General features: G+C 71.1%; 18 protein-coding genes. 8 read left to right on the top strand and 10 right to left on the bottom strand.

The window, feature by feature from the left end; all coding sequences use genetic code 11:
• Positions 1 to 58: 58 nt before the first annotated feature.
• The 5 genes from IGS69_RS07695 to IGS69_RS07675 all read right to left on the bottom strand — a co-directional run bounded on the left by IGS69_RS07695 (position 59) and on the right by IGS69_RS07675 (position 4,345).
• Positions 59 to 811 carry an amino acid ABC transporter ATP-binding protein gene (locus IGS69_RS07695; protein WP_190897915.1) on the bottom strand — a complete coding sequence of 251 codons (753 nt, stop codon included), beginning with the start codon at positions 809 to 811 and terminating at the stop codon, positions 59 to 61.
• The gene (locus tag IGS69_RS07690) at positions 808 to 1,704 is read right to left on the bottom strand and encodes an amino acid ABC transporter permease (RefSeq protein WP_190897913.1); all 897 of its coding nucleotides are present in this window, start codon (positions 1,702 to 1,704) and stop codon (positions 808 to 810) included. Before IGS69_RS07690 ends, IGS69_RS07695 begins: the two co-directional genes overlap by 4 nt.
• Positions 1,701 to 2,573, bottom strand: coding sequence for an ABC transporter substrate-binding protein (locus tag IGS69_RS07685; protein ID WP_190897912.1), 873 nt, complete (start codon positions 2,571 to 2,573; stop codon positions 1,701 to 1,703). Before IGS69_RS07685 ends, IGS69_RS07690 begins: the two co-directional genes overlap by 4 nt.
• A 370-nt stretch (positions 2,574 to 2,943) precedes the next feature.
• Positions 2,944 to 3,600 carry an MBL fold metallo-hydrolase gene (locus IGS69_RS07680; RefSeq protein WP_190897911.1) on the bottom strand — a complete coding sequence of 219 codons (657 nt, stop codon included), beginning with the start codon at positions 3,598 to 3,600 and terminating at the stop codon, positions 2,944 to 2,946.
• Positions 3,601 to 3,655: 55 nt separating this feature from the next.
• Positions 3,656 to 4,345, bottom strand: coding sequence for a maleylpyruvate isomerase family mycothiol-dependent enzyme (locus IGS69_RS07675; RefSeq protein ID WP_190897910.1), 690 nt, complete (start codon positions 4,343 to 4,345; stop codon positions 3,656 to 3,658).
• Positions 4,346 to 4,565: 220 nt separating this feature from the next.
• On the opposite strand from IGS69_RS07675, the gene uvrA reads away from it, so the two are divergent.
• Positions 4,566 to 7,607: an excinuclease ABC subunit UvrA gene (gene uvrA / locus IGS69_RS07670; RefSeq protein WP_190897909.1), complete on the top strand. Its 3,042-nt coding sequence runs from the start codon at positions 4,566 to 4,568 to the stop codon at positions 7,605 to 7,607.
• A 70-nt stretch (positions 7,608 to 7,677) separates the two neighbouring features.
• Here the strand turns inward: uvrA and IGS69_RS07665 are convergent, their stop codons facing one another.
• The gene (locus IGS69_RS07665; RefSeq protein WP_190897907.1) at positions 7,678 to 8,229 is read right to left on the bottom strand and encodes a YceI family protein; all 552 of its coding nucleotides are present in this window, start codon (positions 8,227 to 8,229) and stop codon (positions 7,678 to 7,680) included.
• 101 nt (positions 8,230 to 8,330) lie between these two features.
• On the opposite strand from IGS69_RS07665, the gene IGS69_RS07660 reads away from it, so the two are divergent.
• Entirely contained in the window at positions 8,331 to 9,200 is an 870-nt protein-coding gene (locus IGS69_RS07660; protein WP_190897906.1) for a helix-turn-helix domain-containing protein, read from the top strand.
• A gap of 34 nt (positions 9,201 to 9,234) precedes the next feature.
• On the opposite strand, the gene IGS69_RS07655 is transcribed toward IGS69_RS07660, so the two are convergent.
• The 4 genes from IGS69_RS07655 to IGS69_RS07640 all read right to left on the bottom strand — a co-directional run bounded on the left by IGS69_RS07655 (position 9,235) and on the right by IGS69_RS07640 (position 12,674).
• Complete coding sequence (locus IGS69_RS07655) at positions 9,235 to 10,143, bottom strand: carbohydrate kinase family protein (protein ID WP_190897905.1); 909 nt, start codon at positions 10,141 to 10,143, stop codon at positions 9,235 to 9,237.
• Entirely contained in the window at positions 10,140 to 11,183 is a 1,044-nt protein-coding gene (locus tag IGS69_RS07650; RefSeq protein ID WP_190897904.1) for a LacI family DNA-binding transcriptional regulator, read from the bottom strand. Before IGS69_RS07650 ends, IGS69_RS07655 begins: the two co-directional genes overlap by 4 nt.
• 138 nt (positions 11,184 to 11,321) lie before the next feature.
• Positions 11,322 to 12,269 carry a hypothetical protein gene (locus tag IGS69_RS07645; protein ID WP_190897903.1) on the bottom strand — a complete coding sequence of 316 codons (948 nt, stop codon included), beginning with the start codon at positions 12,267 to 12,269 and terminating at the stop codon, positions 11,322 to 11,324.
• A gap of 252 nt (positions 12,270 to 12,521) precedes the next feature.
• On the bottom strand, positions 12,522 to 12,674 hold the full coding sequence (locus IGS69_RS07640; protein WP_190904772.1) for a hypothetical protein: 153 nt from the start codon (positions 12,672 to 12,674) through the stop codon (positions 12,522 to 12,524).
• Between the two features lie 262 nt (positions 12,675 to 12,936).
• Here IGS69_RS07640 and uvrC point away from each other — a divergent pair, with 262 nt between their 5' ends.
• The 6 genes from uvrC (at position 12,937) to gap (ending at position 22,380) form a co-directional block, all read left to right on the top strand.
• Positions 12,937 to 15,012, top strand: a complete 2,076-nt coding sequence (gene uvrC, locus IGS69_RS07635; protein ID WP_190897901.1) for an excinuclease ABC subunit UvrC — start codon at positions 12,937 to 12,939, stop codon at positions 15,010 to 15,012.
• Positions 15,009 to 15,968, top strand: coding sequence for an RNase adapter RapZ (gene rapZ / locus IGS69_RS07630; RefSeq protein ID WP_078885287.1), 960 nt, complete (start codon positions 15,009 to 15,011; stop codon positions 15,966 to 15,968). The genes uvrC and rapZ overlap by 4 nt, the downstream gene beginning before the upstream one ends.
• The gene (locus IGS69_RS07625) at positions 15,965 to 17,059 is read left to right on the top strand and encodes a gluconeogenesis factor YvcK family protein (RefSeq protein ID WP_190897900.1); all 1,095 of its coding nucleotides are present in this window, start codon (positions 15,965 to 15,967) and stop codon (positions 17,057 to 17,059) included. Before rapZ ends, IGS69_RS07625 begins: the two co-directional genes overlap by 4 nt.
• Entirely contained in the window at positions 17,050 to 18,039 is a 990-nt protein-coding gene (gene whiA, locus IGS69_RS07620; RefSeq protein ID WP_031143855.1) for a DNA-binding protein WhiA, read from the top strand. Before IGS69_RS07625 ends, whiA begins: the two co-directional genes overlap by 10 nt.
• A 151-nt stretch (positions 18,040 to 18,190) precedes the next feature.
• Positions 18,191 to 21,145 (top strand): M14 family metallopeptidase, encoded by a 2,955-nt coding sequence (locus IGS69_RS07615; RefSeq protein ID WP_190897899.1) that lies wholly within the window; start codon positions 18,191 to 18,193, stop codon positions 21,143 to 21,145.
• 227 nt (positions 21,146 to 21,372) lie between these two features.
• Complete coding sequence (gene gap, locus IGS69_RS07610) at positions 21,373 to 22,380, top strand: type I glyceraldehyde-3-phosphate dehydrogenase (RefSeq protein ID WP_190897898.1); 1,008 nt, start codon at positions 21,373 to 21,375, stop codon at positions 22,378 to 22,380.
• Positions 22,381 to 22,468 lie beyond the last annotated feature (88 nt).

Genomic DNA, 22,468 nt, shown 5'->3' with positions numbered 1-22,468 from the left:
CAACACAGCCGGCTTCGCACAGCCCATCCCCCCTCCGCCGCCCGGCGCACCCGCCTTCCTACAGCCGCCCCGCCTCCACGATCCGCCGCAGGAAGCGCCGCGTGCGCTCCTGTTGCGGATCCCCGAAGACCTGCTCGGCGCTGCCGCGTTCCAGCACCACGCCGCCCTCCAGGAAGCACACCTGGTCGGCGACCTCGCGGGCGAAGCCCATCTCGTGGGTGGCCAGCACCATGGTCATGCCCTCGTCCTTGAGGTCGCGGACCACGGTGAGCACCTCGCCCACCAGCTCGGGATCGAGGGCGGCGGTGACCTCGTCGAGCAGCAGCAGCCGGGGCCGTACGGCCAGGGCGCGGACGATCGCGACCCGCTGCTGCTGTCCGCCGCTCAGCCGGTCCGGGTACGCGTCCGCCTTCCCGCCGAGCCCCAGCCGCTCCAGCAGCTCACGCGCGCGTGCCTCGGCCTCGGAGCGGGCGACGCCGTGCACGCGCCGCGGGGCGAGCGTGATGTTCTGCAGAACGGTCATGTGCGGGAACAGGTTGTAGGCCTGGAAGACCACGCCGATCCGGCGGCGCACGGCGTCCTGGTCGGCGCGCGGGTCGGTGATCTCCTCGTCGTCCAGCCAGATCGCCCCGTCGTCGATCTCCTCCAGCAGGTTGGCACACCGCAGCAGCGTGGACTTGCCGGAGCCGGAGGCGCCGATCAACGCGGTGACCGTGTGCGGGGCCACCTCCAGGTCGACGTCCCGCAGGACGACGGAGCCGCCGAAGGTCTTGCGGACGGACTCCATGCGCAGCACGGGCGTCTGGCTCATACGGCTCCTCCATGGGCCTGCCGGCGGTCCATCCGGGCCGTCACCCAGTCCGTGAAGCGGGTCATGGGGATGGTCAGCGCGACGAAGACCAGCCCGGCGACGATGTACGGCGTGTAGTTGAGGCTGCGGCCCACGATGATGTCGGCGGCCCGTACGGCGTCCACCGCACCGCCGATCGAGACCAGCCCGGTGTCCTTCTGCAGCGACACCAGGTCGTTCAGCAGCGGCGGCACCTGGCGGCGCACCGCCTGGGGCAGCACCACGTACCGCAGCGCCTGCCGGTTGTTCAGCCCCAGCGAGCGGGCCGCGGCGCGCTGCGAGGGGTGCACGGACTCGATGCCGGCGCGGAACACCTCGGCGACGTACGCCGAGTACGTGAGGGTGAGCGCGGTGCCGCCGAGCAGCACGGGGTCGACGGTCACCCCCTGGAGCCGCAGCGCCGGGACGCCGAGGACCACGATCATCAGGTTGATGATGAGCGGCAGTCCGCGGAAGAAGTCCGTGTACGCGGCGGCCAGGAAGCGCAGCGGGAAGAACACCGGTCCGCGCAGCGTACGGGCGACGGCGATCAGCATGCCGAGGACGAGCACCGCGGCCCCGCAGATCAGCAGCAGCCGGACGTTCAGCCACAGGCCTTCGAGGACCTTCGGGAGCGCCTCGCGCGCGTACCCCCGGTCGAAGAAGGTCTCCTTGGTGCGCGGCCAGCCCGGGGCGTTGACGACGACCAGGTAGAGGACGACCGCGGTGACGAGGGTCGAGAGCGCGCCGATCGCCGTCGCGCGCCGGGCGCTTGCGCGCTTGTGGCGCTCCCGGTCCAGCCGTCGCGGCGACGGGACGTAGTCGTCCGCCCCTTCGTGCCCGCCGGAGCCCAGCTCCTCCTTGTGGAGGGTCACTTGAGCACCGGCGCGTCGACGGCGTCCGACAGCCACCGCTGCTCGATCTTGGCGAGGGTGCCGTCCTCGCGCAGGGCGTCCACGGCCCGCGAGACGCAGGAGGTGAGGGCGCTGCCCTTGTCCAGCACGAGGCCGAACTGCTCCGGCGTACCGCCCTGGTGCTCGAACTGACCGACGACGGCCGCGTCGGTGATCTCGGTCCCGGTGATGTAGAAGGCGGTCGGCAGGTCGACGACGATGGCGTCGACCTGGCCGTTCTTCAGCGCGGACTTGGCCTGGTCGTTCTTGGCGTACACGGCCGCGGCCTGCTTCGGCTTCACCACGTCGTCGATGTAGCTCAGGCTGGTGGTGCCGACCTGCGCGCCCAGCTTCACGCCCCTCAGGTCGGCCACGCTCTTGGCCTTCGCGGCCTTGGAGTTCTTCAGCGCGACGACGGCCTGGCGCACGTCGTAGTAGCCGGAGGAGAAGTCGACTGCCTTCTTGCGCTCTTCGCTGACGGACACCTGGTTGATGTCGAAGTCGAAGGTCTTCTCGCCGGGAGCGAAGGCCTTGTTGAAGGGGACGGTCTGCCAGGCGACCTTGTCCTTGCCGTAGCCGAGCCGTTCCGCGACGGCGTAGGCGACCGCGGACTCGAAGCCCTTGCCGTTGGCGGGGTCGTCGTCCTTGAACCACGGCTCGTAGGCGGGCTCGTCGGTGGCGATCGTCAGCTTGCCCGAGGTCCGGGTCGCCAACTCGCCCTTCTCGCACGTGTTCCCGGCGGACGACGACGGCTTGTCCGCCTCCTCGGGCTGCGGAGCGCAGCTCACGGCGGCGGCGAGGACGACGGCGGCGACGGCGGCGCGGCGCAGGGCACGCGGGGCAGGATGCATGGCGGGAGATTGGCAGCCGACGGCCCCGTTTGTCGAGGTCATGGCCCCACATGTCCGGATCATGGGAACGGGTGTTGCGGTGGTGTGAACGGGTCCCGATCCCAGGGGTGTTGGGGTGTGCCGGGGCCGCCGGCCGAGGGCGGGGATCGACAGGCCGGCGGCCCGACCGCGCGGGAGCCGTCATCCCGCGCGGGGCTGGTACCAGTTGACTGCGCAACTTCGTTCGACGGGGAGCGCGCGTGCGACACCGGCGTGTGCGAACGATTCACACGGGGCGCGGGCGCGGCGCACGCCGGGTGGTGAGCGTGCCTCACCACCCTCGGGCGTGCCTCACCACCCGCGGGCGTGGATCACCAGCCGCCCGCGTGCCTCACCACCCCCGCGCGTGCCACTCCGGCAGGTTCGGGCGCTCCGCGCCCAGCGTCGTGTCGTTGCCGTGCCCGGGGTAGACCCAGGTCTCGTCCGGCAGAGGGTCGAAGATCTTGGTCTCGACGTCGTGGATGAGGCTGGCGAACGCCTTCGGGTCCTTGTGGGTGTTGCCCACACCGCCGGGGAACAGGCAGTCCCCGGTGAACACATGGGGATGTCCGTGCGGGTCGTCGTAGACGAGGGCGATCGAACCGGGCGTGTGCCCGACCAGGTGGCGCGCGGTCAGTTCCACGCGCCCCACCCGGATGGTGTCGCCGTCGTCGACCGGCACATCGGTCCGCACGGGGATGCCCTCGGCGTCCTGCCGGCCCGCGTAGGTGCGGGCGCCGGTGGCCGCCACGACCTCGGCGAGCGCCTGCCAGTGGTCGCCGTGCCGGTGGGTGGTGACGACGGACGCGATGCCGTCGCGACCGATCATGCCGAGCAGCGTCTCCGCCTCGTTCGCCGCGTCGATCAGCAACTGCTCGTCCGTGGCCCGGCAGCGCAGCAGATAGGTGTTGTTGTTCATCGGACCCACCGCGATCTTGCTGATCATCAGGTCCTTGAGCTCGTGCACATCGGCCGGTCCGCCGACCGTCACCTCTCCGCTGTACGTCATGCTCGCCAGCCTATAGGGGGGAGCGGCCCCCGGTCCCGCGGCCGGGGCGGCGGACCTACAGCGGGGGCAGCGCGGGCAGCGGACCCCCGTCCACCGTCAAGGCGGCGCCGGTGCGGCGGCCGGCGAGCCAGCCCAGCAGGTCCGCCGGGGAGCCCGTGACGGTCACCTCCGGTGCGCCCTCCGCCTCCCGTCCCGTGCGCCACGCGCGCGTGCCGTCGGTGAGGCGTGTGGGCGGTACGTCCGGGTGCCCCGAGAACCGGTCGGCGAGGAAGTCGGTCTCCCGTTCGGTGAAGTCCGCCGGAAGATCCTCCAGCTCGTATCCGATCCCCAGGTCCACGTGGTGCAGCTCCACCTCGATCCACCGCCGGAACGGCACCCGGGACGCGGAGTCCGTGACCCCGTTGCGCAGCTCCACCGTGCGCGTCCAGTCGGCCGGGGTGTCCCCTGCTTTCTGGAAGCGGGCCGCGCTCTCGCGCAGGTCGGCGAGCTGGGCGTCGAGGCCGCGCGGGGCGTCCCGCTCGATGTCGGCGTCCCGGGCCTCGCCGGACACGTACATGGGGCGCCCCTCGAGCACGTTCACGAGGGCGTCCGCGTTGCGGGCGAGGTGGGCCAGGACGTGGCCGCGGCTCCAGCCGGGCAGCCGTGACGGGTGGGTCACAGAGGCGTTGTCCAGTGCGCCGACTGCGGTCAGCAGCCGTTCCGTCGCGTCACGTACAGACGCCAGGTCATGAGCGTGATCAATCATGGTGCTGACCTTAACTCCGCCACTCCTTCGGGTGAAGGTGGTGAAGCAGTGCCGGAATTCGAAAGCACGTGCTATATGGTCGGACGTGGCGTCGGGCATGCTGGAGAGCCGGGGTTTGTTGGCACCCGTGAACCGACCGGCGTTGTCAGTGGCTCCCCCTAGTCTGAGAGAGACGGGGGCCCCGCCCCTGTCACTTCTCTCAAGAAAGGTGCGGACCGGCGTGGCCGACCGTCTCATCGTTCGTGGAGCGCGCGAGCACAACCTCAAGAACGTCTCGCTCGACCTCCCGCGCGACTCGCTCATCGTCTTCACGGGCCTGTCGGGGTCGGGCAAGTCCTCGCTGGCCTTCGACACCATCTTCGCGGAGGGGCAGCGGCGCTACGTGGAGTCCCTCTCCTCGTACGCCCGGCAGTTCCTCGGCCAGATGGACAAGCCGGACGTCGACTTCATCGAGGGCCTCTCCCCGGCCGTCTCCATCGACCAGAAGTCGACCTCGCGCAACCCCCGCTCCACGGTCGGCACCATCACCGAGGTCTACGACTACCTGCGCCTGCTCTTCGCGCGCATCGGCAAGCCGCACTGCCCCGAGTGCGGCCGCCCGATCTCCCGCCAGTCGCCGCAGGCCATCGTCGACAAGGTCCTGGAGCTGCCGGAGGGCAGCCGCTTCCAGGTGCTGTCGCCGCTGGTGCGCGAGCGCAAGGGCGAGTTCGTCGACCTCTTCTCCGACCTCCAGACCAAGGGCTACTCCCGCGCGCGGGTGGACGGCGAGACCATCCAGCTGTCGAACCCGCCCACGCTGAAGAAGCAGGAGAAGCACACCATCGAGGTGGTCGTCGACCGCCTCACGGTCAAGGACGGTGCCAAGCGCCGCCTCACCGACTCCGTCGAGACCGCCCTCGGTCTGTCCGGCGGCATGGTCGTGCTCGACTTCGTCGACCTCCCCGAGGACGACCCCGAGCGCGAGCGCATGTTCTCGGAGCACCTGTACTGCCCGTACGACGACCTGTCCTTCGAGGAGCTCGAGCCCCGCTCGTTCTCCTTCAACTCGCCCTTCGGCGCCTGCCCGGACTGCACCGGCATCGGCACGCGCATGGAGGTCGACCCGGAGCTGATCGTCCCGGACCCGGACAAGAGCCTCGACGAGGGTGCCATCCACCCCTGGTCGCACGGCCACACCAAGGACTACTTCGGCCGCCTGATCGGGGCCCTCGCCGACGCGCTGGGCTTCCGCACGGACATCCCCTTCGGGGGCCTGCCGCAGCGCGCCAAGAAGGCCCTGCTCTACGGCCACAAGACCCAGGTCGAGGTCCGCTACCGCAACCGCTACGGCCGTGAGCGCCGGTACACCACGGCCTTCGAGGGCGCCGTCCCGTTCGTCAAGCGCCGGCACAGCGAGGCCGAGAGCGACTCCAGCCGCGAGCGCTTCGAGGGCTACATGCGCGAGGTGCCCTGCCCGACCTGTTCGGGCACGCGCCTGAAGCCGATCGTCCTCGCGGTCACGATCATGGGCAAGTCCATTGCCGAGGTCGCCGCGATGTCGATCAGCGACTGCGCGGACTTCCTGGGCGAGCTGAAGCTCACCGCCCGCGACAAGAAGATCGCCGAGCGCGTGCTGAAGGAGGTCAACGAGCGGTTGCGGTTCCTGGTCGACGTCGGCCTGGACTACCTCTCGCTGAACCGCGCGGCCGGCACCCTGTCCGGCGGCGAGGCCCAGCGCATCCGCCTGGCCACCCAGATCGGCTCCGGCCTCGTCGGCGTCCTGTACGTCCTCGACGAGCCCTCCATCGGTCTGCACCAGCGCGACAACCACCGGCTCATCGAGACCCTGGTCCGGCTGCGCGACATGGGCAACACGCTCATCGTCGTCGAGCACGACGAGGACACCATCAAGACCGCCGACTGGATCGTCGACATCGGCCCCGGCGCCGGTGAGCACGGCGGCAAGGTCGTGCACAGCGGCTCCCTGAAGGAGCTCCTCGCCAACGCCGAGTCGCAGACCGGTCAGTACCTGTCCGGCAAGAAGGCCATCCCGCTGCCCGACATCCGCCGCCCGCTGGACCCCTCCCGGCAGCTCACGGTGCACGGCGCCCGGGAGAACAACCTCCAGGACATCGACGTCTCGTTCCCCCTGGGCGTGTTCACCGCCGTCACCGGCGTGTCCGGCTCCGGCAAGTCGACACTGGTCAACGACATCCTCTACACGCACCTGGCCCGCGAGCTGAACGGCGCCCGGAGCGTGCCCGGGCGGCACACCCGCGTGGACGGCGACGACCTCGTCGACAAGGTCGTGCACGTGGACCAGTCGCCCATCGGCCGCACCCCGCGCTCCAACCCGGCCACGTACACGGGCGTCTTCGACCACATCCGCAAGCTGTTCGCCGAGACCACCGAGGCGAAGGTCCGCGGCTACCTGCCCGGCCGCTTCTCCTTCAACGTCAAGGGCGGCCGCTGCGAGAACTGCGCGGGCGACGGCACCATCAAGATCGAGATGAACTTCCTCCCGGACGTCTACGTCCCGTGCGAGGTCTGCCACGGCGCCCGGTACAACCGGGAGACCCTGGAGGTCCACTACAAGGGCAAGTCCATCGCCGAAGTCCTGAACATGCCGATCGAAGAGGCCACGGCGTTCTTCGAGGCGGTCCCCGCGATCGCCCGGCACCTCAACACGCTGAAGGACGTCGGCCTCGGCTACGTCCGCCTCGGCCAGGCCGCGACCACCCTGTCCGGCGGTGAGGCGCAGCGCGTGAAGCTCGCCAGCGAGCTGCAGAAGCGCTCCACCGGCCGCACGGTCTACGTCCTGGACGAGCCGACCACCGGTCTGCACTTCGAGGACATCAGCAAGCTGCTGACAGTCCTGTCCGGGCTGGTCGACAAGGGCAACACGGTCATCGTCATCGAGCACAACCTCGACGTGATCAAGACGGCCGACTGGATCGTCGACATGGGCCCCGAAGGAGGCGCCGGCGGTGGTCTGGTCGTCGCCGAGGGCACGCCCGAGCAGGTGGCCGGCGTCCCGGCCAGCCACACCGGCAAGTTCCTGCGGGAGATCCTCGGCGCCGACCGCGTCAGCGACGCGTCCTCGGTGAAGGCGCCCGGCAAGACGGCCGCCCGCAAGACGGCGGCGCGCAAGACGGTCGCCGCCAAGACGGCATCGGCCCGCAAGACCGCCACCAAGACGGTCGACAGCACGGCCGCCAAGAAGACGGCGACCAAGACCACCAAGGCCGCCGCGAAGAAGACGACCCGGGCCGGCAAGAGCTGAGGCCCCTGCTCCCGAACGCGCCGTGCCCCACAGGCCAGGATCTGTGGGGCACGGCGCGTTTCGTGTGCGGTCAGGCGGCCTTCGGCTCCACGAACTGCATGTCGAGCTGGATCTTGACCACGTCACCGAGCAGACCGGGGGCGAAGTCCAGCCCGAAGTCGCTGCGCCGGATCTCGCCCGTCGCCTCGAACCCGGCGTGCCGGCTGCCGTCCATGGGCACGTCGACCAGCCCGCCGAACTCCACGGCGAACGTCACCGGGCGGGTCACGTCGCCGATCGTCAGCTCGCCCTCCATCGCCCAGTCCTCACCCTCGCCCGACACCCGCGTCGAGCGGTACGTCATCGTCGGACGCTTCTCCACATCGAGCAGGTCTGAGGCGCGGACGTGCGCGTCCCGGTCGGCGTTGCCGGTGTCGACCGAGGCCAGGTCGACGGTCGCGGAGACCCGAACGTCCTCGAGCCGCTCCCCGACGAACAGTCCGGCCTCCAGCCGCTCGAAGCGTCCCCGCACCTTGGCGATGCCCAGGTGCCGGATGGTGAAGTTCACGGAGGAGTGGAACGGGTCGAGGGCCCACTGACCGGGCGCCAGCGGCAGGGCGTCGAGAGCGGTGTCATTCGTCATGCCCACCACCTTCACGTCCGCGGCGCCCGGCAGGGAGACCGCCCGGAGCCTGGTAGTGACGGGGCCACCCTCCGCGCCCGGGGGCGCTGTACGTTCGGCGGGTGAGCGACAACGAGTTGGGCACGTACCTGCGCACCTGGCGTGAAGCCGTCACCCCGGCCGAGGCGGGCCTGCCCGCGGGCCCCCGGCGCCGCACCCCGGGCCTGAGGCGCGCCGAGCTGGCCACGCTCGCCGGCGTCAGCGTCGAGTACCTCACCCGGCTGGAACAGGGCCGCGACCGCAACCCGTCCGCCCAGGTGCTCGGCGCCCTCGCCGACGCCCTCAACCTCTCCCTCGACGACCGGATCCTGCTGCGCCGCCTGACCAAGGAGGCCGACGGCGGTGATCCGCTGGTCTGCGCGGCAGCCCCGTCGCTCAGCCGCTCGGCGCGCCCCACCGTACGGGCCGTGCTGGACCACCTGGAGCCGGCTCCCGCACTGGTGGTCAACTGGATCGGCGACGTCCTCGCCCACACGGCCGGGTACGAGCGGCTGGTCCGCCCCCTCGGCCTGCTCGACGACGAGCGCCCCAACCTGCTCCGGTACCTGTTCACCGACGAGCGGGCACGCAGCGCCTACCGCGACTGGGACCGGGTGGCCGACGACCTCGTCGCCCGGCTCCGGCACGGGGTCCCCCTGAGGGACCCCTACCTCGCCGAGCTGGCCGAAGAGCTGACGGTCACGGCGGGCGCGGACTTCGCCGACCGGTTCTCCGACCTGGCCATGACACCGCGACGGACGGGATCCCAGCACATCGAACACCCGGAGGCCGGTCCCCTGCGACTGCTGCACGAGACGCTCGCGTTCCCCGACGAAGGACAGCGGCTCATCATCCACCTGCCCGCGGACGACGCCACGGCCGCCGCCCTGGACCGCCTCAACGGCCGCCGCCCGGGCGCGCTGCGGGCGGTCGCGCTGGGGGAGACCGGCTGAAGCACCCCCGGCACACTGTGGGACCCCGCCCGAGTCAGCCTTCCAGCTCGTGCGCGTACGGTGGCTCCGCCCCGGCCCGTGAGCAGGTCACCGCCGCGGCACGGGCCGCGAAGCCCAGCAGTTCCGTCCAGCCCGCGGATCCCAGTTCGGAGAGCGTGCGGACGCTGAGGGCGTCGCGCACCGCGAGCCCGTGCAGCAGCGCCGCGTTGACCGTGTCGCCCGCGCCGATCGTGTCCACGACCTCCACGCGTTCGCCCGGCACCGCGTACTCGCCGCCGTCGGCGGTGAAGGCGGTCAGCCCGTCGCCGCCCCGGGTGATCACGACCGCCGACGGACCGGCCGACAGCCACTTCCGGGGCGTGCCGCCCAGCCACGCGGCGTCCTCCTCGGACAGTTTCAGCAGCGACACCGACGGCAGCCAGCTCTTGAACCGTGCCCGGTAGGCGTCCGCGTCCGGGATCAGGCCGGCCCTGATGTTCGGGTCCAGCGCGGTGAACACGCCCTGCGCGGCCGCCCGGCGCATCAGCTCCTCGTACGCGCTCGCCCCCGGCTCCAGCACCAGCGAGCACGTACCGAAGGAGATCGCCCGGGTACCGGGCGGCAGTGTGGGGGGCGCCGCGAACAGCCGGTCCGCCGTCCCGTCGACGTAGAAGGAGTACGCCGCCGAGCCGTCCGCGCCGACCGTGGCGACGGCGAGGGTCGTGGGCTCGGTGCCGCGCTGCACCGAGGCCACGTCGACCCGGCTCTCCCGCAGCCGGTCCAGCAGAGCCTCCCCGAAGGCGTCCACCGACACCCGGGAGCAGAAGGCGGCGGGGGAGCCGAGGCGGCCCAGCGCCACGGCCGTGTTGAACGGGCCGCCGCCGAGCGCCGGCTGCAGCGCCGCCAGGGCGCCCGTGCCCTGCGGTACCAGGTCGATCAGTGCCTCACCGGCGACGACGATCACGACGGGGTTCCTTCCTCGGACGGGCTGGGGCAGCCGCACGACGTGCGGTGGACGAAGGTGCAGGGCAGACGCACGGTCCGGGCGGCCCGGTCCGGCTCGGCGAGACGCTCCAGGAGCACGCGGACGGCCCGCGCGCCGATGTCCCTGCCGGGCTGCGCGATCGCGGTGAGCCGGGGCGAGAACAGATCCGCCCACGCGAAGTCGTCGAAGCAGCACAGCGCGATGTCGCCCGGCACGGACAAGCCGTGCGCGCTCAGGGCGCGCAGCACCCCGATGGTCATGGCGTTGTTGCCGGTGACGAGCGCGGTGGGCGGCACGCCCAGGGACAGCAGGGCCTCGGTGGCCTGCTCGGCGCCTGCCGACTCCGAGTCGCCGTGCACCAGCAGCCGCTCGTCGTACGCCAGCCCCGCGAAGGCCAGACCGCTGCGGTAGCCGGTGATCCGCTCGCTCGTGGTGCTGAGCCCCGGCCGCCCCGCGACCAGCCCGATCCGCCGGTGACCGAGCCCGGCGAGATGGGTGACCAGCCGGGACATCGGTTCGGCGTTGTCGGCGCACACCTGGTCGAAACGCGGGCCGCCGTCCGCCCCCGGCGCGTCCACCAGGCGGTCCAGGAACACGGCCGGCACGTCGTGCCGCTCGAGGTAGGCGAGCAGGTCGCGCGGATCGGCGGAGGGGGCGACGATCATGCCGTCCACCCGGCGCTCGTGCAGCAGCTGGACGACCTTGCGCTCGTGCCCCGGGTCGTCGTGCGGATCGGCGATCAGCAGGCTGTAGCCGGCCTCCAGCGCCGCGGCCTCCACGCCCTGGAGGATCTCCGTGAAGTACGGGTTGCTGATCGCCGACACCGCCAGCCCGATGGAACGGGTGCGGGCCGTCACCAGCGAACGGGCCAGTGTGTTCGTGGTGTAGCCGAGCTCCTCCACGGCGTCCAGGACGGCCTGGCGGGTGTGCGGCAGCACCGGCCGGGTGCCGTTCAGCACATGCGAGACCGTCGCCACGGAGACACCGGCGCTCCGCGCGACGTCGGCCATGGTCGCCATGCCGCTCCCGCCTCCTCCATCAGGGTAGGCGGGGAACGTATCGCATCCCACGGCGCACGTAAACGCTTGCGCAAACGTTTACGTCTCCTGCGGCCACGCGCCGGGCGGCGGCCCGGCGCGCCGCCGCCCGGCGAGCCCCTACTCCCAGTCCCAGCCGATCCCCAGGAACCCCGCCCGGAGCCGCGGCTCGACCAGATGCACCGACCGGTGCCGTCCGCTCAGCACCAGGTCATGGCATCCGCTGCGCGGCGCCGCCGCCGAGTGCTGGGCGAAGCGGTGGCAGCGCACCGGCACGGCCGCCGCGTCGAAGCACACCTGGAGGGCGTACTGGCCGCCGGGGGAGTCGAAGCCGCGCACGTACTCGCGTGACACACCCGCCGTGCCGTCCTCGACGCCGTAGCGGAACAGGAAGGTGTCCCCGGCCCGCAGGCGGGTGTCGAAGAGCAGCTCGGCCGCGAGCACCCCCGTGTCGCGGTGCCAACGGATGCGTCCCATACGGCAGTTCTCCAACGCTTGCACCCGCATCAGCTCAGGCGTGGCTCCCCGGTCGCCGTGGTGGACGGCCACGAAACGGTCGACACCGTCCCGGTGGGCGCGCACGATGTGGTGCGACTCTCGCTCGGCCAGCTCGCGCCGCGCGCCGATCCGCAGTCGCTCGTGATGGCCGAGGGTGTGCAGGCCCCCGTCCGGCGGGCAGTCCAGCTCGGCGAGCAGCTGGTCCAGGACCCCGGACGCCTCGACGAGGGAGCGGTAGGAGCGGGCGGCGGACCGCGGCCCGGACGGGCTCTCCCCGGAGTCGGCGAGCAGCCGGATCAGCGACTCCTCCGGCAGTTCCAGGATCTCCTCCAGCGCGCGCACGGCCCGCAGCGACTCCGGCCGCTGCGGGCGCCGGGCCCCCTGCTGCCAGTAACTCAGGCTCGTGACGCCGACCTTCACACCGTGGCGGGACAGATGGTGCTGCACACGCTGCAGGGGCAGGCCGCGGGCGGCGATCGCGGCCCGCAGGGCGACGTGGAAGGGGCCGCCTCGCAGGGCCGAGTCCAGTTCCGCGGTGGCGACGTCCGCGTGCTGTGTGGCGTGCGGCATGCAGGGGCCTCTCTCTGAGTCGGCAACGGCTGGTCAGACCGTTCGCGCGGGGCCGTCCCAGCGGCGCAGGGCAGCTCTTCACATCCGTACGCCGCCGTTCAGGGCCCGAGCTCCCCCGCATTGAAGCGTGTTGACCTGGTCCCGACAACACCTGATGCCGGACAGTGACGTACGCGCTCCCGGCCGGTTCCCCGTCCGGACATGCGAACGCCCGGGGCGTGCGCCCCGGGCGTTCGCAGTCGATGTGTGCTTCTAGGAGCGGTCGCTCCCGCGCTGTTCCCTCAGGGCGAGGCGCTTGGCCCGCGCGATGTCGGGATCGCGCGGGTCCAGGGCGTCACGCAGCGCCAACGGCTCGTCCGTGTACCTGCGGGCACGGACCGCCCGCCGGCTTTTCTCGATCCGCATCTGCCTCATGTGCGCAGCCCTCCGACCCGTGGCCCGCCCGCCCCCAGCGGGAACGACGGTCCGCACCGACAACCTGTGCCTGCACCAGGGACGGGCCCCGCCCGCCGGACGTCGCCGTGTCCCGTGAGTGAGCCACATTCCCGCTCCCGGGGGGCCGTAACCCCGGGGCGGGACATGCCGTTGGAAACTGCCTCCCGGCCGGGCCGTGATCGTGGCCCGCGGCCGCGCCGGAGTGTCGGTGCCCGCCAGTAGGGTGTGAGACATGGCCGACCCCTCCAGCTACCGCCCCAAACCGGGTGAGATCCCCGACTCGCCGGGGGTCTACAGGTTCCGCGACGAGCACCGCCGGGTGATCTACGTCGGAAAGGCGAAAAGCCTGCGCCAGCGCCTGGCGAACTACTTCCAGGACCTGGCGGGCCTGCACCCGCGCACCCGCTCCATGGTCACCACGGCGGCGTCCGTGGAGTGGACGGTGGTGTCCACGGAGGTCGAGGCGCTCCAGCTGGAGTACTCGTGGATCAAGGAGTACGACCCCCGGTTCAACGTCAAGTACCGCGACGACAAGAGCTACCCCTACCTCGCGGTGACGATGAACGAGGAGTACCCGCGCGTGCAGGTGATGCGCGGTCAGAAGAAAAAGGGCGTCCGCTACTTCGGGCCGTACGCGCACGCGTGGGCGATCCGCGACACCGTCGACCTGCTGCTGCGCGTCTTCCCCGTACGCACCTGCTCGGCCGGCGTGTTCAAGAACGCGGCCCGCACGGGCCGCCCCTGCCTCCTCGGCTACATCGGCAAGTGCTCGGCCCCTTGTGTGGACCGCGTCTCCGCCGAGGAGCACCGCGAACTGGCCGACGAGTTCTGCGACTTCATGACCGGCCGGACGAACACCTACATCCGCCGGCTGGAGAGGCAGATGGCGGAAGCGGCCGACGAGATGGAGTACGAGCGGGCGGCCCGGCTGCGCGACGACATCGGGGCCCTGAAGAAGGCCATGGAGAAGAACGCGGTCGTGCTCGCCGACGCGACCGACGCCGACCTGATCGCGGTCGCCGAGGACGAGCTGGAGGCGGCCGTCCAGATCTTCCACGTGCGCGGCGGACGCGTGCGCGGCCAGCGCGGCTGGGTCACCGACAAGGTGGAGGAGATCACCACCGGAGCCCTCGTCGAGCACGCCCTGCAGCAGCTGTACGGGGAGGAGACGGGCGACGCCGTCCCCAAGGAGGTCCTGGTCCCGGCCCTGCCCGATCCCGTCGAGCCGGTCCAGGAGTGGCTCGCCGGGCGGCGCGGCTCCGGTGTCTCCCTGCGCATCCCGCAGCGCGGCGACAAGAAGGCCCTCATGGAGACCGTGGAGCGCAACGCCCAGCAGGCGCTCGTGCTGCACAAGACCAAGCGCGCCTCCGACCTGACCACCCGCTCGCGCGCCCTGGAGGAGATCGCCGACGCCCTCGACCTGGACAGCGCCCCGCTCAGGGTCGAGTGCTACGACATCTCCCACCTCCAGGGGGACGATGTCGTGGCCTCCATGGTCGTCTTCGAGGACGGGCTCGCCCGCAAGAGCGAGTACCGCCGCTTCCAGATCAAGGGTTTCGCCGGGCAGGACGATGTCCGCTCCATGCACGAGGTGATCACCCGCCGCTTCCGCCGCTATCTCGCCGAGAAGGAGAAGACGGGGGAGTGGACCGACGGGGAGAACGGCGAGACCCCCGAGATCGACAGGAACGGCGAGATCGTCGGGACCGGCCCCACCGAGGACGACGGCCGTCCCAAGAAGTTCGCCTACCCGCCCCAGCTCGTGGTCGTGGACGGCGGCGCCCCGCAGGTCGCGGCGGCCCGGCGCGCCCTGGACGAGCTGGGGATCGACGACATCGCCGTGTGCGGCCTCGCCAAGCGCCTCGAGGAGGTCTGGCTGCCCGGCGACGACGACCCGGTGATCCTGCCCCGCACCAGCGAGGGCCTGTACCTGCTCCAGCGCGTCCGTGACGAGGCCCACAGGTTCGCCATCACGTACCAGCGCGCGAAGCGGTCCAAGCGCTTCCGCTCCAGCCCCCTGGACGACGTCCCCGGCCTCGGGGAGACGCGCAAGCAGGCACTTCTGAAGCACTTCGGTTCGTTGAAGAAACTGCGATCCGCCACGATCGACCAGATCTGCGAGGTCCCCGGCCTGGGCCGCAAGACGGCCGAGACGATCGCCGTGGCCCTCGCCCGCTCGGCCCCGGCCGCACCCGCCGTCAACACGGCGACTGGAGAGATCATCGAAGAGGAACCGGGCACCATGGGTTCCAGTGGGGAGTCCGTGGCAGCGGGCGCCCCGGACGAACGACGGGGGCAGGAGACATGAATGTGAACGAGCACCACGGGCAACAAGAGCAAGCCGGAGACGGAGCACAGGTGAGTACGGGCACGCCCAACGACAAGGCCCAGGTCCCCGACGCGGCCATCCCCGAGCTGGTGATCATCTCCGGTATGTCCGGAGCCGGGCGCTCCACGGCCGCGAAGTGCCTGGAGGACCTCGGCTGGTTCGTCGTCGACAATCTGCCGCCCGCGCTGATCCCCACCATGGTGGAGCTCGGCGCCCGCTCCCAGGGCAACGTGGCGCGGATCGCCGTCGTCGTCGACGTCCGCGGCCGCCGCTTCTTCGACAACCTCCGCGAGTCCCTCGCCGACCTGGAGGCGAAGAACGTCACCCGGCGGATCGTCTTCCTGGAGTCCTCCGACGAGGCCCTGGTCCGCCGCTTCGAGTCCGTGCGCCGCCCGCACCCCCTCCAGGGCGACGGCCGCATCGTCGACGGCATCGCCGCCGAGCGCGAGCTGCTGCGCGAGCTGCGCGGCGACGCCGACCTGGTGATCGACACCTCCAGCCTCAACGTGCACGAACTGCGCGCCAAGATGGACGCCCAGTTCGCCGGCGAGGAGGAGCCGGAGCTGCGCGCCACGGTCATGTCGTTCGGCTACAAGTACGGCCTGCCGGTCGACGCCGACCTCGTCGTCGACTGCCGCTTCCTGCCGAACCCGCACTGGGTCCCGGAGCTGCGCCCGTACACCGGCCTCAACGACGAGGTCTCCGGGTACGTCTTCAACCAGCCCGGCGCCAAGGAGTTCCTGGACCGCTACACCGAGCTCCTCCAGCTCGTCGCCACCGGCTACCGCCGCGAGGGCAAGCGCTACGTGACCATCGCCGTGGGCTGCACAGGCGGCAAGCACCGCTCGGTCGCCATGTCGGAGAAGCTCGCCGCCCGGCTCGCCGCCGAGGGCGTGGAGACGGTGGTCGTCCACCGGGACATGGGACGCGAATGACACGACGTACACCGCGGCTGAGCCGGCTGCGCCGGGTGGTGCCCGAAGGCAACGGCGGCAAGGGCACCACCGGCGGCAAGGGCGGCCGGCCCGCCGAGGCCCGGGGTGGCAAGCCGCGCCGCCGGGGCACCCAGCCCAAGGTCGTCGCCCTCGGCGGCGGCATGGGCCTTTCGGCCTCGCTCGCCGCGCTGCGCCGGATCACCGGCGACCTCACCGCCGTCGTCACCGTGGCCGACGACGGCGGCTCCAGCGGTCGGCTGCGCGACGAACTGGGCGTGCTGCCGCCCGGCGACCTGCGCAAGGCGCTGGCCGCCCTGTGCGGCGACGACGACTGGGGCCAGACCTGGGCCCGGGTCATCCAGCACCGCTTCCAGTCCCAGGGCGACCTGCACGAACACGCGGTCGGCAATCTGCTGATCGTCGCCCTCTGGGAGCAGCTCGGCGACCATGTGCAGGCCCTCGACCTGGTCGGACGCCTGCTCGGCGCCCAGGGTCGCGTGCTGCCCATGTCCGCCGTGCCACTTGAGCTGCAGGCCCTGGTCAAGGGGCACGACCCGCAGCGCCCGGAGGAGGTCGAAACGGTCCGCGGCCAGGCGACCGTCGCCCTCACCCCGGGCGAGGTGCAGTCCGTGCACCTCGTGCCGAACGACCCGCCGGCCGTGCCCGAGGCGGTCGAGGCCGTCCTGGACGCGGACTGGGTGGTGCTCGGCCCCGGCTCCTGGTTCTCATCGGTCATCCCGCATCTGCTGGTGCCCGAGCTGCTGGACGCGCTCACGCAGACGAAGGCCCGGCGGGTACTCTCCCTGAACCTCGCGCCGCAGCCCGGAGAAACCGAGGGCTTCTCCCCGCAGCGTCATTTGGAGGTTTTGGGACGACACGCCCCTAAACTCGCCCTGGACGTGGTGCTGGCCGACGAGGCCGCCGTGCCCGACCGTGACTCCCTGACCGATGCCGCCAAGCGGTTCGGGGCCGCGGTCGAGCTGGCGCCGGTGGCCAGACCCGACGGAACCCCGAGGCACGACCCGGAGCTGTTGGCCGCCGCGTACGACCGTATTTTTCGGATGCATGGAAGGATCGGCCCATGGCGATGACGGCAGCGGTGAAGGACGAGATCTCCCGGCTCCCCGTCACCCGGACCTGCTGCAGAAAGGCGGAGGTCTCCGCCATTCTGCGGTTCGCCGGCGGCCTTCACCTGGTGAGCGGTCGGATCGTGATCGAGGCGGAGCTGGACACCGCGATGGCGGCCCGCCGCCTCAAGCGGGACATTCTCGAGATCTTCGGCCACAGCTCCGAGCTGATCGTGATGGCTCCGGGCGGGCTGCGGCGGGGCTCGCGCTACGTGGTGCGCGTGGTGGCGGGCGGCGACCAGCTCGCCCGCCAGACCGGCCTGGTCGACGGGCGGGGCCGCCCGATCCGCGGCCTGCCCCCGCAGGTGGTCTCGGGGGCCACCTGCGACGCCGAGGCCGCCTGGCGTGGCGCGTTCCTGGCCCACGGCTCGCTCACCGAGCCCGGCCGCTCCTCCTCCCTGGAGGTGACCTGCCCGGGCCCCGAGGCGGCGCTCGCCCTGGTCGGCGCCGCCCGCCGGCTGTCGATCGCCGCGAAGGCCCGCGAGGTGCGCGGCGTGGACCGGGTCGTCGTCCGGGACGGTGACGCGATCGGTGCCCTGCTGACCCGCCTCGGCGCGCACGAGTCGGTGCTGGCCTGGGAGGAGCGCCGGATGCGCCGCGAGGTGCGCGCCACGGCCAACCGGCTGGCCAACTTCGACGACGCCAACCTGCGCCGCTCCGCCCGCGCGGCCGTCGCCGCCGGTGCCCGGGTGCAGCGCGCCCTGGAGATCCTCGCCGACGACGTGCCCGAGCACCTCGCCGCCGCCGGCCGGCTGCGCATGGAGCACAAGCAGGCCTCCCTGGAGGAGCTGGGCGCGCTCGCCGACCCGCCGCTGACCAAGGACGCGGTCGCCGGCCGGATCCGCCGCCTGCTGGCCATGGCCGACAAGCGCGCCTCCGACCTCGGCATCCCGGGCACGGAGGCCAACCTCAGCGACGAGCTGGCCGACAACCTGGTGGGCTGATCCCACACGACGTCAAAAAGCCGGTGCCGGCGCCCACTTGGGTGACGGGCACCGGCTTTTGCGTGTCGCTGAGGCGCCCTTGACTCGATCATGGTCTGTCATGAGCCTGGCATCTGTTCGCTGCTGTGGCGGACCCACGCAAGGGGGGTTCATGAGACGAAGAGCGAGATCGATCCTCGCTGTCGGCGCGCTCCTGATCGGCGGAGCGAGCTTCGCACCCATCGCCCAAGCACAACCGGGGAGTTCGAACCCGTCCGACCCGGACGAAGTCAAGGTCTTCCGCGCCGAGGTCACCCAGAAGCAGGTACCCCTGCTGCTGGCGGCCGGCCAGGACGGCCACGAACTGAGCGAGCGGGTACCCGAGAAGGGCACCGCGACCGTCGAGGTCTACCTGACGGACCAGCAGGCGAAGAAGCTGGAGAAGCAGGGCGTCGGCCTCACCGAGCACGAACTCTCCACCCGGGCCGAGGCCCGCGTCGAGGACGCCGCCGAGGGCGTGTTCCGCCCGTACAGCGGCAAGGGGGGCCTGCGGGAGGAACTCCTGCGCACCGCCCAGGAGAACCCGGACCTCACCAAGGTCGTCTCCATCGGCAAGACCGTCAAGGGCCAGGACATCCTCGCGCTGAAGCTCACCAAGGGCGCGAAGCGGACGAAGGACGGCTCCAGGCCCTCCGTCCTCTACATGTCCAACCAGCACGCGCGCGAGTGGATCACGCCGGAGATGACCCGGCGTCTGATGCACCACTACCTGGACAACTACAAGAAGGACCGGCGCGTCAAGAAGCTCGTCGACTCCACGGAACTGTGGTTCCTGCTGTCGGCCAACCCCGACGGCTACGACTACACCTTCGCGGACCCTGCCAACCGCCAGTGGCGCAAGAACCTGCGGGACGTCAACGGCGACGGCACCATCACCACCGGCGACGGCGTCGACCTCAACCGCAACTTCGCCTACAAGTGGGGCTACGACAACGAGGGCTCGTCCCCCAACCCCACCGGCCAGACCTACCGCGGCGCGGGCCCGAACTCCGAGCCGGAGACCCAGGCCCTGGACGCCTTCCAGAAGCGGATCGGCTTCACGTACGGCATCAACTACCACTCCGCCGCCGAACTCCTCCTCTACGGGGTCGGCTGGCAGGTGGCCACCCGGACCCCGGACGACGTCCTGTACGAGGCGCTCGCCGGAACGCCCGACAACTCCGCGATCCCGGGCTATCACCCGCAGCTCTCCTCCGAGCTGTACACCACCAACGGTGAGGCCGACGGCCACGCGGCGAACGTCAACGGCCTGGCGCTGTTCACCCCCGAGATGTCGACCTGCCAGACCGCCTCGGACCTCGACCCGAACGACGAGTGGAAGGCCTCCGACTGCCAGTCGGTCTTCACCTTCCCGGACGACGAGAAGCTGATCCAGCAGGAGTTCGCCAAGAACGTCCCGTTCGCGCTCTCCGTCGCCGAGTCCGCCGCCCACCCCGACCGGCCGTCCTCGTCGGTCGGCCTGAGCGCCGCCGACTTCACCCCGGCCGCGTTCGGCACGTCGTACTCCCGCGGCGCCGACCAGGAGGTCTCCGTCGTCGCACGGAAGTCCGTGCGCGACAAGGAGCTCAAGTACCGCGTCAACGGCGGCCGCACCCTGGACATGGCGCTCAAGCCCTGGAAGGGCGGCGAGACCTACGGCGGTGAGGACAACCTCTACTTCGACGAGTACCGCGCCAAGGTCAGGGACGGCGAGCCGGGCGACAAGGTCGAGGTGTGGTTCACCGGCGAGGCCAAGAACGGCAAGAAGCTCTCCAGCGAGCGCTTCACGTACACCGTCGCCGAGCGGCCCCGGGCGAACACCCTCGTCGTCGCCGAGGAGGGCGCGGCCGCCACGCAGGCGCAGACGTACGTGGACGCGCTGAAGGCGAGCGGCCGCAAGGCGATCGTCTGGGACGTCGCCCAGCGGGGCGCACCGGACGCACTCGGGGTGCTGAGCCACTTCGACACCGTCGTCCACTACACGGGCGCGAGCGTCCCGGGTGTCGCCACCCAGCTCCAGCTGCGGGCCTTCCTCAACGAGGGCGGCCGGCTGATCGAGGCCGGCGAGCAGGCCGGCGGCAACGTCGACCTCGGCGGCGGCGCGCTGTCGAACGACTTCAGCCAGTACTACCTGGGCGCCTACACCCGCACCGCCACCCCCGGGGCCACCGGCTTCACCGGCTCCGGCGAACTGGGCGGCGTCACCGGCCCGCTCGGCGCGGCCCCCGGCAACCCGCTGGACAAGGCCGGCACCTACAGCGTCACCTCCGACGAGCTGGGGGCCGGTGAGTTCCCCCAGTTCGCGAGCAAGGGCGCCGGGCAGTTCGCCGGCACGGTCAACCCGTACGGCCCGTTCGCGGGCTCCGCGATGGCGGCCGCCGTCCACACCGACGACGCCTATAAGCGCCTCACCCGCACCGTGGACCTCACCGGCACGCCCGCGGCCGAGAGGCCGACCCTGCGTACCCAGCTCCTCTGGGACACCGAGGCCGGTTACGACCACGCCATCGTCGAGGCCCGCACCACGGGCGGCGACGACTGGACGACGCTCCCCGAGGCGGGCGGCGCCACCAGGAGCGCGGTGCCGACGGAGTGCGAGGGCGGCTTCTACGTCAAGGAGCACCCCTGGCTGAAGCACTATCTGACCGTGGCGGACGACGGCTGCACCGCGACCGGCACCACCGGCACGTGGAACAGCCTCACCGGCGCCTCGGGCGGCTGGCAGCAGGTGAACTTCGACCTGAGCGCCTACGCCGGCAAGACGGTCGAGATCTCGATCAGCTACGTCACCGACCCGGGCAGCGGCGGGCACGGCGTGCTCGTCGACGATGCCTCGCTCGTCGTCGGCGGCACGGCCAAGGAGACCGAGGGCTTCGAGACCTCGCTCGGCGCCTGGAAGGTCGCCGGACCGCCCGAGGGCAGCCCGGCCGTCCTCAAGGACTGGGCCCGCACCGGTGCCCTGTTCCAGACGTACGGCGCCGTCACCACGGACGACACCGTGCTGCTGGGCTTCGGCCTGGAGCACATCACCGCACCGGCCGCCCGGACGGCGCTGATGAGGAAGGCGCTCGCCTCTCTCGACGGGTGACGTCCCAGGTCAACGGGACACACCAGGGGTAGCAAGTTCGAGTGATCCTGCTCTCGGCGGTGGGCGGTCCGTACCCCTACTGGCGGGTACGGACCGCCCTGCCGTGTATGGGGCATCTGGATGTCACCACCAGAGCTCCAGGGAGGTAGGGTCGTAGACGGTCGGGGACATCCCAAACAGAGCTCGCCGGCACTTCATGGCCGGCGTACCAACGAGGAGATCGGTTCGTGACGATCCGCGTAGGCATCAACGGCTTCGGCCGCATCGGTCGTAACTACTTCCGCGCGCTCCTGGAGCAGGGTGCAGACATCGAGATCGTGGCTGTCAACGACCTGGGTGACACCGCGACCACCGCTCACCTGCTGAAGTACGACACGATCCTGGGCCGCCTCAAGCAGGAGGTCACCCACACCGCCGACACGATCACCGTCGACGGCAAGACGATCAAGGTGCTGGCCGAGCGCAACCCCGCCGACATCCCGTGGGGCGAGCTGGGCGTCGACATCGTCATCGAGTCGACCGGCATCTTCACCAAGAAGGCCGACGCCGAGAAGCACATCGCCGGTGGCGCGAAGAAGGTCCTCATCTCGGCTCCGGCCAAGGACGAGGACGTCACCATCGTGATGGGCGTCAACCAGGACAGGTACGACCCGGCGAACCACCACGTCATCTCCAACGCCTCCTGCACCACCAACTGTGTGGCGCCGATGGCGAAGGTCCTCGACGAGAACTTCGGCATCGTCAAGGGCCTGATGACGACGGTGCACGCGTACACCAACGACCAGCGCATCCTGGACTTCCCGCACAAGGACCTGCGTCGCGCGCGTGCCGCCGCCGAGAACATCATTCCGACCACCACGGGCGCCGCCAAGGCCACCGCGCTGGTCCTCCCGCAGCTCAAGGGCAAGCTGGACGGCATCGCCATGCGCGTCCCGGTCCCGACCGGCTCGGTCACCGACCTGGTTCTCGAGCTGTCCCGCGAGGTCACCAAGGAAGAGGTCAACGCCGCCTTCCAGAAGGCCGCGGAGGGCGAACTCAAGGGCATCCTCGAGTACACCGAGGACCCGATCGTCTCCTCCGACATCGTGAACGCCCCGGCGTCCTGCACCTTCGACTCCTCCCTGACCATGGTCCAGGAGGGCAAGACGGTGAAGGTCATCGGCTGGTACGACAACGAGTGGGGCTACTCCAACCGCCTCGTGGACCTTACGGTCTTCGTCGGCAACCAGCTCTGATCAACCCAGTAGGCACGTCCATGTGAGAGCAGGGCTCGGGCGGCGCGAGGACGCGCCGTCCGAGCCCTGACTCACGTACAGATCAGAG

This window comes from Streptomyces tuirus (assembly GCF_014701095.1).
In the GTDB taxonomy this organism is placed as follows: domain Bacteria; phylum Actinomycetota; class Actinomycetes; order Streptomycetales; family Streptomycetaceae; genus Streptomyces; species Streptomyces tuirus.
This window is presented reverse-complemented; position numbering and strand designations above follow the sequence as displayed.